The organism is Paenibacillus sp. FSL K6-1318 (assembly GCF_037976905.1).
In the GTDB taxonomy this organism is placed as follows: domain Bacteria; phylum Bacillota; class Bacilli; order Paenibacillales; family Paenibacillaceae; genus Paenibacillus; species Paenibacillus amylolyticus_A.
On record NZ_CP150270.1, the window covers coordinates 2263540 to 2276020 of the forward strand.

At 48.3% G+C, this 12481-nt stretch carries 8 protein-coding genes; all 8 read left to right on the plus strand.

Annotated features, from left to right (window positions below; genetic code table 11):
• The first annotated feature begins 317 nt into the window (after positions 1 to 317).
• The 8 genes from NYE45_RS10175 to NYE45_RS10210 all read left to right on the plus strand — a co-directional run bounded on the left by NYE45_RS10175 (position 318) and on the right by NYE45_RS10210 (position 12436).
• Positions 318 to 2402 carry an acyltransferase family protein gene (locus NYE45_RS10175; protein ID WP_340016563.1) on the plus strand — a complete coding sequence of 695 codons (2085 nt, stop codon included), beginning with the start codon at positions 318 to 320 and terminating at the stop codon, positions 2400 to 2402.
• Positions 2403 to 2664: 262 nt separating this feature from the next.
• Positions 2665 to 3978, plus strand: a complete 1314-nt coding sequence (locus NYE45_RS10180; RefSeq protein WP_340016564.1) for an extracellular solute-binding protein — start codon at positions 2665 to 2667, stop codon at positions 3976 to 3978.
• Between the two features lie 186 nt (positions 3979 to 4164).
• Positions 4165 to 5046 carry a sugar ABC transporter permease gene (locus tag NYE45_RS10185; RefSeq protein ID WP_340016565.1) on the plus strand — a complete coding sequence of 294 codons (882 nt, stop codon included), beginning with the start codon at positions 4165 to 4167 and terminating at the stop codon, positions 5044 to 5046.
• A 36-nt stretch (positions 5047 to 5082) separates the two neighbouring features.
• On the plus strand, positions 5083 to 5937 hold the full coding sequence (locus tag NYE45_RS10190) for a carbohydrate ABC transporter permease (RefSeq protein WP_264930707.1): 855 nt from the start codon (positions 5083 to 5085) through the stop codon (positions 5935 to 5937).
• 30 nt (positions 5938 to 5967) lie between these two features.
• Complete coding sequence (locus NYE45_RS10195) at positions 5968 to 7749, plus strand: sensor histidine kinase (RefSeq protein ID WP_340016566.1); 1782 nt, start codon at positions 5968 to 5970, stop codon at positions 7747 to 7749.
• A complete protein-coding gene (locus NYE45_RS10200; RefSeq protein WP_340016567.1) occupies positions 7746 to 9329 on the plus strand; it encodes a helix-turn-helix domain-containing protein in 1584 nt (527 codons plus the stop codon). The genes NYE45_RS10195 and NYE45_RS10200 overlap by 4 nt, the downstream gene beginning before the upstream one ends.
• Positions 9330 to 9419: 90 nt before the next feature.
• Entirely contained in the window at positions 9420 to 11996 is a 2577-nt protein-coding gene (locus NYE45_RS10205) for a glycoside hydrolase family 2 protein (protein ID WP_340016568.1), read from the plus strand.
• A 209-nt stretch (positions 11997 to 12205) separates the two neighbouring features.
• Positions 12206 to 12436: a hypothetical protein gene (locus tag NYE45_RS10210; protein ID WP_339169497.1), complete on the plus strand. Its 231-nt coding sequence runs from the start codon at positions 12206 to 12208 to the stop codon at positions 12434 to 12436.
• Positions 12437 to 12481: the final 45 nt, after the last annotated feature.

Sequence of the window (12481 nt, forward strand, 5' to 3'; positions counted from 1 at the left end):
GTTTAATCGTTTGTAACTATTGCTGTAAAGTATGAGGCTTATTTCGGGCGTATAATGCTAAACGTGAACTCACGAATGAATATAAAGAATATTTTAATAATTAAACTTAATGGACAGGCAACTCGTCTTCTTTAAGATGATAGAATTCACACAGAATGTAGCATCATCGGATAGTGCTTCGAACAGAAGCTTTTCTTATGTTGTAAATGAAAGATGGAAGGTGCAATACGTATGTTAATGACAACCAGAACGATCAGGAGTTCCTTTATGCCCCCAACACCAATGTTGTTGACTCACAGTAACAAGGAGGGGCATGCATGTCACAATCTTTAAATAGTAAGAGACATATGAACGGACTTGACGGCTTGCGAGCCATCGCGGTACTTGCGGTAATCGCGTATCATCTGAATTTGGATTTTATTCCGGGCGGACTGCTCGGTGTAGGTATATTCTTTGTTCTATCGGGATATTTGATTACAGATATTCTCGTGTCACAGTGGCAGGAACATGGACGCATTTCTCTCGGTGATTTCTGGGTAAGACGGGTAAGACGTCTGCTTCCAGGCATGCTGACCATGACAGCTGTGGTGATGATCTGGTTGGCCTGTTCAGATCCATCCCGGCTCGCTGCGCTTCGTGGTGATATCGTTTCGGGTGTATTATACATAAGCAATTGGTGGTATATCTTTCACAACGTTTCCTATTTCGAAAGTTTTGGCCCTCCATCTCCGTTTGGACATTTCTGGTCACTGGCTGTGGAAGAGCAATTTTATCTCTTATGGCCTCTTCTACTGATCGCAGCAATCGTAGTGTTCAAAAGAAAGGGATGGTTGGTCGTCTTCATTGTCGTCGCAGCTGAATTGTCTGCTGGCGCAATGGCCATCATGTATAATCCGGATCTGGACCCGAGCCGTGTATATTATGGAACAGACACGCGGGCATTTGCACTGCTGGCAGGTGCTGCTCTTGCCGTGGTGTGGCCTAGTCGCAAGCTGTCGAGCTCTCTGCCTGGCATGAACCGGATTGTGCTTGATGTATCGGGGCTGGCTGCACTCGCATTGTTGATTTACATGATGCTGAATAGCAGTGAATATGATCCGTTTCTGTATCAAGGGGGTATGGTGCTTCAGGCTATCGCAACAACGTTGCTGGTAGCGGTGTTGGCTCACCCTTCGTCTTTCCTGGCACGTATTATTGGAGCGAAGCCGATGCGCTGGATCGGAGAGCGATCCTACGGATTATATCTGTGGCATTATCCGATTATTATTTTAACGAATCCCGCGGTGGATACGGGAGGAGCGCATCCTGTACGGATCATTTTACAGGTTGCTGCAACGGTTGTACTGGCCTCATTGTCCCTTAAATATATTGAAAATCCGATTCGGTACAACGGATTCCGCGATTCTTGGTCCCGTTTATGGGGAAGAGGGCGGTCATCGATCGGTATACGTAATGTATGGTGGAAGCGAGCGGGTCTGTTGGTGACGATTCTGCTGTTGTCTTATACGGTATCTCAGATGATGGTCTCCCATGCAGCCAATTCCGACTCCCATTCGGTATCGATGTCCAACACATTGAATGGAGAGAATTCTGTAGCAGAGGAACAGGGCCAGGATGTTGTACCAGCAATTACAGCGACGTCAGGCTCTGGCCAAAAGAACGATGCTCAGAGCCATAAACCGGAAGCGGGAACGAAAGATGATCCGGGGAAAAATGAAAAGCCGACAGGAGAGTCTACTCCAGAATCGAAACCTGGCGACCAGAACGCTTCTGCAAATCCGGGCAAGGATGGTCAGTCTGATGATAAGCCGGCTGGTGACTCTGTGACCAACGAGAATGATGCTCCGGACGACGCTGAAGTGAACCAATCTGATGGTACGGATGATGCACCTGATTCAGCTCAGGCAAATGAAGAAACAGCTCCTCCTGCCGAGGATGGAAAGGTTCATTATACGGTCATTGGAGATTCCGTGATTTTGGATGCAAAACCGTATCTGGAGCAAAGCATATCGGGAGTATACGTGGATGGACATGTCGGCCGTCAAATGTGGCAGGCTGGCGATGTATTGGAAGGCTTGAAGCGAAACAACCAAATGGGCAGCAAAGTGGTGCTGGAGCTTGGGACAAATGGTTCTTTTAACTCCAAAAACTTGAATGCTGTGCTTGATTATCTGAAGGATGAAGATCAGGTATATCTGGTTACTGTGCGCGTACCTCGTCCGTGGGAACGAACGGTGAACAGGGCTTTGAATGAGGCTGCATCCAAATACAGCAATGTCTCGCTGATTGACTGGAACAGTGCAAGTGAAGGACATGACGAATATTTTGAAAAAGATGGCGTGCATCTCACTACGCAAGGCTCCGAAGCTTTTGCAGAACTGGTGAAAAACAGTATCCAATAATCACTATCACTAATCCATTTACAATAAGATTTAGCACTTATACATTATATATGGCCTGGGTGTAAGCTACCGATGGCTGCAACAAGAAAGAGCTCTCATGGTGAGGGCTCTTTTTATATGTTATGAACAATAAATCGGCAAAGCAAGTTCTAACAGGGGAACCGATATTTTTCACCCCTGCATCCGTGTATCGTCACCTTACGATATGATAGCGTTACCATTTACAATAAGTGTAATCAAATCGCCAAGGGGGAATATAGAGATGTTGAAAAAATGGCTTTCGGGTTTCCTGGCAATCACATTGTTCTCCATTGTTCTTGCTGGCTGTGCTGGCGGGGATACTTCAGAAGGAGGCAGCGGCAATGACAAAGTAACCGTCACTCTCTGGCACAACTGGACTGGACAGGATGCAAAGGCGGTTGCGATGCGCAAAATTATTGAAGATTTTCGCGCGGCGCATCCTGATATTGAAGTCGTGGATGAAGGCCTTCCAACCGATGGTCTCAAAACCCGGCTTCGCACGGTGGCAGCTGCCAACGAGATGCCAGATCTGTTCGTGATGTGGCCGGATGCCATGACCAAGGAATTTGTGAAAGGTGACCTGTTACAGCCTATTAATGCAGAGCTGGACGCGAAGCCGGAGTGGAAAGACAACTTTATCCCGAATGCACTGGATGGATACACCCTGGACGGGAACATCTACTCCGTGCCCATGAATCTGGCACCAAGTTCCTTCATTTATTACAATGAAGCACTCTTCAAACAGTACAACGTGAAAGTACCTGAGACGTGGGCGGAATTGGAACAGGCGATCGCCACATTTAATCAAAATAAAGTCATTCCCATGGCACTTGGTAACAAGGCCAACTGGGTAGCGCAATCGACGATATTCAGTACACTGGCTGACCGGATCACCGGCACAGACTGGTTCTTGAAAGCGGCAGCACAAGAGGGTGCAAGCTTTACCGATCCACAATTTGTTGAAGCCCTGAACAAGATGCAGGAGCTGGGCAACACCAAAGCATTCCAGGATGGATTCAATAGTATCGATGAGACGCAGATGATGCAGCTTTATTTCCAAGGTAAGGCAGCGATGGTCATGAACGGTGGATGGGCGTTGGCGAACTTGGTGAACAATGCACCTGAAGAGGTGTTGAACAACACCCATATTACGATTCTTCCTCCAGTGGACGGAGGTCAGGGTGAACCAAGAACAACATCTGGTGTTGTAGGAACCGGGTTGGGTGTAAGTAAAAAGCTGAGCGGTGCACAAAAAGAGGCAGCGATGGAGTTATTCTACGCGCTCGCAGGACCGGACGGTCAGAAGGCCACATTGGATAGCAGCACATTGGTGAGTTACAAGATTGATCTGGACAAAACCAAGGCGCATCCATTGTTCGTTGAATTATATGATCTGATGCAGGAAGTGAAGATTACGCCAGTATACGATTCCAAGCTGGGATCGGCAACGGTTGAGGTGATTAATAATGCTTTGCAAGAGTTGCTTATGGGAGGTAAGGCCGAAGATATTGCGGCCAAAATACAGGCGGCTCAAGCCAATGCTGTTAGTCAGTGACATTCGTTAAACTAGACAGCGATTGCGATTGTACATCTTGACGATGAATTAACAATGAACTTATAACATCACATAAGTGGCTGGTTAATCGTTAAAACCCCTTCCCGGCAGGGGAGGGGTTTTAAGTATAGATGTAACTAGCTCGTCGCAGGTTGGGAAAGGCATTCATGGAGGGGAAGTGAACAGATGAACGCACTGCGCAGTCGGCGTTTTATTATGCTGGGGCTGGCCCCGGCAGTCATCATTTATGCATTGTTTGTATTTGTACCGGTCGTGTGGTCAGCGTACTACGGGTTCTTCAATTGGTCGGGCATCGGGGCATCCAAATATATCGGTGTGGATAATTACATTGAGATCTGGCATGATCCTGTATTTTGGCGGGCACTGAAAAATAACGTTATTTTTGTGCTGGCATCTGTATTTGGACAAATTCCGCTAGCGCTGATGCTGGCGGTCATCTTACACAAAAGCAATCCATTACAGCGGTTTCTGCGCTCAGCGGTATTTCTGCCGATGGTGTTATCCACTGTAGTTATCGGTATGATCTGGCAGTATATCTATCATCCACAGATCGGGATATTGAACTTTCTGCTGGACGCTTTGGGGCTGGAAAGTTGGAAGCTGCAATGGCTGTCCGCTGACAAAATTGCAATTTTCTCGTTGGTACCGCCGCTGCTCTGGAGCTTTGTGGGGTTGTATCTGATTATCTTCATCTCGGCGCTGCAAAATATTCCTGGTGAAATTCATGATGCTGCCAAAATAGACGGTGCTTCAGGAATAAGGAAGCTGGTTTCGGTCTCTTTGCCCATGATCTGGGGGACGGTTCAGGTTGCGATCATTCTATGTATTTCAGGCAGTCTGAAATCATTCGATCTGGTCTACATCATGACCAAGGGTGGGCCGGCTCATGCGACAGAACTGCTCGCTACGTATATGTATAATTCGACCTTTACAACATACCGTTATGGTTTTGGTAGTGCCATCTCCACAACCATCGTACTGATCTCCCTGCTGCTGATCGGAACAAGCCAGTGGGTGACCAGTCGCAAACGAAAAGAGAATCAATAGAGAGGAGGAGCTATCATGCGTGTGACACCTGTATCCATGCCATCACCACGAAGTGGCTCCGGCCATCCGATTCGCCGCCTGCGCAGCGGAATTGTTTGGACGCTGCTGACGGTCTATGGTATTTTAACATTGTATCCGTTCTATTGGCTCGTGATTAGTGCATTCAAAACGAATGAAGATTTCTATAGCAGGCCCTTTGGTCTGCCGGAAAACTGGAACGTCGCCAATTTCAGCAATGCATGGGAAAGTTCCAAGCTGGGAACCGCTTTTGGCAATTCACTCATTGTATCGGTTGGATCACTTATTCTGACGCTGTTTATTGCAGCGCTGGCTTCATTCATCCTGGCCCGTTTCCAGTTTCGCTGGAAAGGGTTAATCATGACGTTTTTCGTTGTAGGCATGCTCATTCCGATCCATAGTACACTTGTCCCTTTATTTATTCTAATGAAACAAATGTCCCTGCTAAATACGTACTGGGCATTAATCTTACCGTATACGGCCTTTGCCTTGCCTACGGCTATCTTCGTGCTTACTGCCTATCTGACAAGTGTTCCACGTGATATTGAAGAGGCGGCTTTCATTGATGGAACGGGACTGTGGGGGCTGTTTACCCGAATCATGCTGCCTATGTCTGTCCCTGCGTTGTCGACGGTTACGATCCTGAGTTTCCTGCATGCGTGGAATGACTTTTCGTTTGCGCTTGTGTTCATCAACAAAACTGGATTGAAAACGCTACCGCTGGCAATTGCGAACTTTGCGGATGGATATCAGACCGATTATGGATTAACGCTTGCTGCCATGACCCTGTCGGTCATTCCAACCATTATCTTGTATCTCATATTCCAGGAACAGGTCATGAAAGGCATGACAGCCGGAGCAGTCAAAGGGTAAACGAAAGCGCATCCAGAGGAGGAGAAACGTTTGGCACGCTGGCTCACATCTTCGTTACAAAGGAAGCTATCGGTCGTCGTGACGGCTTCAATGATTGTGCCATTGTTGGCCTTGGGCCTGTTCGCCTTTCTGATCTCTTCCCGCATCACAGAGCAAAAAACAAAACTGTCCGGCATGGATACGCTGAAGCAGGTGGAAGCGAATCTTCGTTATATGCTGCAGGATGCCGAGAACCTGTCCATTTTCCTGATTGGAGAACGGGATATTCAGCACTATCTTAGCCAAAATGAGGACCATGAGCTGGACCGGGTGGATATCCTGGGCAGGATGACCAATCTGGCTGCTTCCAAGAAATATATCGCCAACATCGCCATATATCCAAGCCGATTCGATGCCACATTGTCTACTGCTACCTGGTACGAATCCAATAATTCAAACTTATCTTATCCACCTGTACCGAGCGGAGAAGAGGTAAAAAAATGGACGGGGGTATATCCGGTTCAGAATTATGCGGGGATACAAAATGTGATCACATTGGTTCGACCGATCCGTAGTATTCATGATTATCGACCTATCGGCTGGCTGGCCATTAGTCTAGACGAGAAGGCAATATCCAAAGGATGGGCCGCTCTGGGATTGGGTAGAGGAGTAGGCAGACTGGAACTCATCGGCAATACGGGAGAGATCTTGTCCTCGATGGACAAATCACGGCTTGGGCTTAAGGTGGAGGATGTTGAACCAGGGGTCACACCTTTAATTCAGGATGTTGGTAGCGGGACAACCACGTATGGCAGTGGTGAGGATAAACGGACATTGCTCTATTATCCGGAAGAACTGACGGGTTGGACGTTGGTTGGAACGGTTCCATACGACCAGTACAAGTCCGAGAATCGCTACATCCTTATTCTAACCGGGTGTGCCGTTGCTATGTCTGCTGCGATCAGCGCTGGACTGGTCTGGTTTACCGTGCGGCGTGTGACGAGGCCGCTTCGTGTACTTACCCGGCATCTGTCCCGAATTGATCCGGAGCGCCCACTTCCTTTGTTTCGGTCTGAAAGTGATGACGAGATCGGCAGGCTTGGGGAGAGTTACAATTTGCTGGGTGCACATATTCAGCTGTTGAAGGAAGAGGTTATTCGAGGTGAAGCTCGCAAAAAAGAAGCGGATCTTCGAGTGCTTCAGGCGCAGATTAACCCACACTTTCTGTATAACACCCTTTCTTCGATTCACTGGATTGCCCTGATGTCTGAAGAGAAGAGAATCGCGGATATGGTTGAGGGCCTGAGTGATTTTCTGCGCATCAGTTTGAATAATGGTCAGGATTACTGTCCTGTGGAACAGGAGATTGCTCATATCCGTCATTATGTGCGTGTGCAGTCGATTCGTTTTCCGGATCAATTCGTGTTGCATTATATCGTAGATCCAGCGCTTGAGCAGCGAATGATGTTGAAGCTGTTGCTGCAACCGCTCGTTGAGAATGCGATGATTCATGGCATTCAGCCCAAAGCAGGCATGGGCACGATCACCGTTATGATTCGCAAGGATCCGGATAATGAACGGATGAATGTGCTGGTGCTGGATGATGGTATGGGCATGGAGTCGAACAGGCTGGACCAATTAAGGATAAGCATTAGGGAATGGAAAGGAAAACAGCCGGAAAGACACCTAAACCAAGGAGGTTATGGACTCTGCAATGTCAATGAGAGACTGCTGCTCCATTATGGACCGGATGCACAGCTCGAAGTGGACAGCAGGGTTGGTGGAGGTACCCGGATTTCGTTTTCCATTCCAATCTTGGAGGGATCGCCATGAGACTATTAATTGTTGATGATGAAGTGATTATTCGTACAGGGCTTGCCAGCGTCATCGCTTGGCCTGAACTTGGAATTGAACTTCTTCAACCTGCTGCCTCGGCAGAGGAGGCCTTAACACGCATGGCTGAAGAACGCCCACATATCCTGATGACGGATATCCGGATGACAGGCAGATCAGGTCTGGAACTGGCAGAAGAGGGTCTGCAATTGCTACCTGAGCTGGAGGTCATTATTTTATCCGGATACGATGACTTTTCTTATGCCCAGCAGGCAATTCGCCAAGGTGTTACAGATTATCTGCTCAAAACAAGCAAGCCGGAAGAGATCATCAAGACGGTGTTACAGGCCAAACAGCGGATCACGGAACGTTGGGCAGAGAAATCCAGAGAGGGACAGCTTATGCGGGAGAATCGAGAACGGCTGTTTGCCGGATGGATCATTGATGGTGATATCGCATCTGGTGCTTGTCCTTCATTTTTGCAGCCTGATGCTCTGAAGGCAACAGTTGATGGTCTGCATGATGCACAGATGCTCAGACAAGTCCTTGTTCTTCGCGCAGAGGGTTGGGATCGATCCTCGGATGCACTATTACGATTTGCGGTGCAAAATACCCTGGAGGATGTGCTGCCTGGTGCCATTGCTCATGTAGAGAAACAGCAAATTATCTGTGTAGTCTCATGGCCGCCTGTAGAACAGGAGTATCTGTTCAGGCTGGAGAGTGCATTACGTCGGGTGGAGCAATTATTGAAGTGCACCCTGCGCGCAGCAATAGGTTTGTCTGTTTGTGGATCTGCAGATCTTCACGAGAGCTACAGAACCGCTTCAGCTGCATTCCGATATCGAGGTTTAATAGACTATAAAATGTGGCATTATGAGCACGTTCAAGATCGCCAAGGTGGTAAAACCATACTTACGCACGAAGAGGAGACCACACTTGGTACCTTGCTGCTGGATAATGATTCGGTCACGTTAACGACATGGACGCGGGAACTTGTGGCTAATCTTATGGCAGAACCGGAAGTCACGCCAGAATCGTTCAGTGCCTGTCTGCACTCTGCCGTCATTGCAGGTCATCGCTGGCTGACCCGCACGATGCGAGCCATAGGGCGGGAAGAATCCGCAAGGCTCGAACCTTGGCAGCCGGAACCGGATGCCGAAGCTGTGGACCTCGGGGATATGCTATTCCACCATCTGTATGGTCTGATGCATGTCTATCATAGCCGAATGGGGCAGGGACAGGCTGCACATGTGCAAAAGGCCATTGGTTATATTGGATCTTCATTGGCACAGGATATTAATCTACAGCAGGTAGCTGGACATGTTCATTTGCATCCAGGCCACCTCAGTGAACTGTTTAAAAAAGAAATGGGTGTGACCTTCGGTGATTTTGTCACCGATATGCGTATACGCAGAGCGATGGATATGCTCGCGGTGTCTCCAGCGAAGGTCAGTGAAGTCGCTGCCATCAGCGGCTATGAAGACGTAAAATATTTTAGCAGGCTGTTCAAAAAACATACTGGCAAGACCCCGAGTGAATATCGCGAGGAGGCATTGTCGTTCAAGCCTTCCGGAAGTTAGAAGTGAGCAGATAGCGAAGCCTGTTTTGTATTTCTGCAAACGTTTTCGATGTGACATTACTCAGGGCTCTTGGGGAGCGAGGGCATAAAGATGAAGATCCATAGTTCAAGTCAGGATTTATCGGGACAATGGAAGATACAGCATTTTGAAATTGGGGAAAAGCGGGCAATGGATGTGGCAGCTGCTGCGCTGGATGATCGTTTCTGGATCGGGGCTGAGGTGCCCGGCGATGTACATTCCGCACTGGTGGAGCGCAGTATCATCGACCCGCCCTACTACGGTCATAATGATGCCAAAAGTCGCTGGATTGAGCAGAAGGAATGGTGGTACCGTACAACCTTTAATCTGGTCAGAGATGCAGAGACGGAGGAGCATTTTGAACTGGTGTTCGAAGGATTGGATACGTTTGCAACGGTCTACGTGAACGGCCATGAAGTTGGAAAAACGGCCAATATGCTTATGTCACATGCATTTGATGTAACGTCTCTGGTACGCAGCGGCTGGAATGCAATTGCTGTCAAGTTTGATCCGCTTCACCTGCATCACCGGGACAAAGAGACCTTCGACTGGTCCTCGTATACCAAGGAACGGCCATGGTTGCGCAAAGCGGCGATGAATTTTGGCTGGGACTGGGGTCCACGTATGGTTACGGTGGGTATTTGGGGTACGGTAAGGCTGGAAAAACGAACGATCGCCAAACTGGAAAGTGTGTATGCTCGAACGGAGTCAGTCAGTACAGATCTGGCTGTCTTACGTGTCACGGCGGATGTGAAGTCGGTCTTGTCTTACCGTAGCAGACAGAAACGTGAGCAGGCTGTGGTTGCGTCCTGTAAGGTTCGTCTGCTGGATCGCAGCGGAAACGAGGTGGCAGGTGCCACTGAGCTGCCTGTAGAAGGTGGCAAGGCGGATACCACATTGAACGTTACGTCACCAGAGTTATGGTGGACTCATGATCTGGGTGAGCCATATCTGTATACGCTGGAGGTTACATTGTATGCAGATGGCGTTGAGGTGGATCGGTATAGCGAGCCTTATGGTTTACGAACGATTGAGTTGGCTCTTCACAATGAACGGGGTGAAGATGCATTTGCTTTTATTCTGAACGGAGTCAAAGTATACGCCAAGGGTGCCAACTGGATTCCGGCTGATCATCTGATCGGGGCCATCCCGAATTCACGGTATCGTGAGCTTGTCGAGCTGTCGGTGGAGGGGCATATGAACATGCTGCGTGTCTGGGCCGGTGGCATATATGAGAAGGATGTTTTCTACGATGAGTGTGATCGGCAAGGGGTGTTGGTGTGGCAGGATTTTGCATTCGCCAATGCGCTGTTCCCGGATTTCAATCGTGATTTCATGGACAATGTAAGGCAAGAGGTTGAAAATAATGTCCTGCGCCTGCGCAATCGTGCCTCTCTTGCCCTCTGGTGTGGGAATAATGAGATAGACTGGCTCTATGATATGAAGTCTGCAAGTGGAGATATTACCAGTCCGTTCTACGGTGAGCTGATCTATCATGAGCTGATCCCTGAGATGCTGGAACGACTGGATCTGTCTCGTCCGTATTGGCCTTCTTCTCCGTTCGGGGACAGCAATGGTCAGGATGCCAATGATCCGGATGTCGGGGATCGTCACAACTGGCAGGTATGGCACGGTTCGGTCTATCCGAGGAAGCACGGAGAGGTACCACTGCTTGACTACAGTATCGAAGGTGTGACGTTCAAAAATTATAAAAACGATCATGCGCTGTTCAGCAGTGAATTCGGTATGCACGCCTCGGCGAATCGTTACACGCTGGAGAAAAATATGCCCACAGGGCAGTTTTACTGGGGCAGTCCGGAGATGGCCTACCGTAACAAGGATACCAACCACCAGAAAGGCATTCTGCTGATGGAAGGTTACACAGGCATTCCGCAAAATATAGAGGAGTACATGAACTATTCCATGCTGACTCAAGCAGAAGGATTGCGCTATGGGATTGAACATTTCCGACGCATCAATCACCGTAACAGCGGAGCGCTCGTGTGGCAATTAAACGACAGCTGGCCGGGAACAAGCTGGTCCATGATCGACTATGAACTGCTGCCGAAGGCATCCTTTTATTATGGGAAAATATTCTTTCATCCTATCCTTTTATCATTGGAGCATGAGCCAAGTGAGCCGCTTGCGTTGTGGGTTGTGAACGATACACGGGACGTCTTGAAAGGCCAGTTACTGCTCAATGTCTATGCATTGCATGGAGAGAAGATCTATTCGAGCACACATGCTGTTGAAGTAAATTCACAATCCTCACTGTGTATTGCTGAATTAACTGAAGCAGAGGTGCTACAGGGCAGACGTGCGGAGGAAGTAATGGTTGAGTTGGTATCTGAAGGGTTTGCGGCGCCGAACAATCGGTACTTCTTGCGTGATCCTAAGGATGTGACTTTGCCTGAGTCTCAATTGAGTGTACATGTGAACGAAGAGGAACAGTCTGTAACGGTTACAGCCAGTGGTGCGATAGCACGATTGGTGAAGCTGGAGCTTCCCCTTGGGCGTGTCCGCTTCAGTGACAACTATTTCGATCTGCTCCCTGGTGAGAGCCGGACAGTGAGACTCCGTCATCCGGAGCGGTCGTCTCTGCCGCTGACGGAACTTCGAGTTAGTGCCATGAACGGCAGAGAAGGGTGAGAAAACAGACTTTGATTCTTTTTCCAGGTTTAAGGTGGTATTCCTGATCAGGGATGCCACCTTTTTTGCTTTTGTATCAGGTGAGATGATACTGTCCTCGTTTCAGGCGCTTTTCCCTACTCCATAAGCGAAACTTCCAGTCGGGTTCACAACTTGGTACATTAAGGTTAGAATAATATAGAGAAATCGTTTTCAAAGGAGGTGGATTCATGTCATTTATCTTTTTTCCGGAGATGATTATATTCATTCTGATGTTAATCTTGTTGATCATTGGTATTGTATATATCGTTCGTAAAAGCAAACAAGTCCTGCGCCGCTTAAGCAATTTGGAGAAAGCGATCTATGAAAAAGATAACATGTCTTCCTATCCGAAGGACGTTGATGGTAATCAAGAAGGGGCATCCCGAGAGGACTCATTTGCTCCACGCAAACGTAAATGAAGAAGGATACGGATTACATAAAAAAGAGTTTCAACAAGCCAAACA

Excerpts from the sequence above, each read along its gene's own strand:
- NYE45_RS10200 (WP_340016567.1), top strand. The coding sequence starts at position 7,746 with ATGAGACTATTAATTGTTGATGATGAAGTGATTATTCGTACAGGGCTT.
- NYE45_RS10185 (WP_340016565.1), top strand. The coding sequence starts at position 4,165 with ATGAACGCACTGCGCAGTCGGCGTTTTATTATGCTGGGGCTGGCCCCG.
- NYE45_RS10210 (WP_339169497.1), top strand. The coding sequence starts at position 12,206 with ATGTCATTTATCTTTTTTCCGGAGATGATTATATTCATTCTGATGTTA.
- NYE45_RS10190 (WP_264930707.1), top strand. The coding sequence starts at position 5,083 with ATGCCATCACCACGAAGTGGCTCCGGCCATCCGATTCGCCGCCTGCGC.
- NYE45_RS10175 (WP_340016563.1), top strand. The coding sequence starts at position 318 with ATGTCACAATCTTTAAATAGTAAGAGACATATGAACGGACTTGACGGC.
- NYE45_RS10205 (WP_340016568.1), top strand. The coding sequence starts at position 9,420 with ATGAAGATCCATAGTTCAAGTCAGGATTTATCGGGACAATGGAAGATA.
- NYE45_RS10180 (WP_340016564.1), top strand. The coding sequence starts at position 2,665 with ATGTTGAAAAAATGGCTTTCGGGTTTCCTGGCAATCACATTGTTCTCC.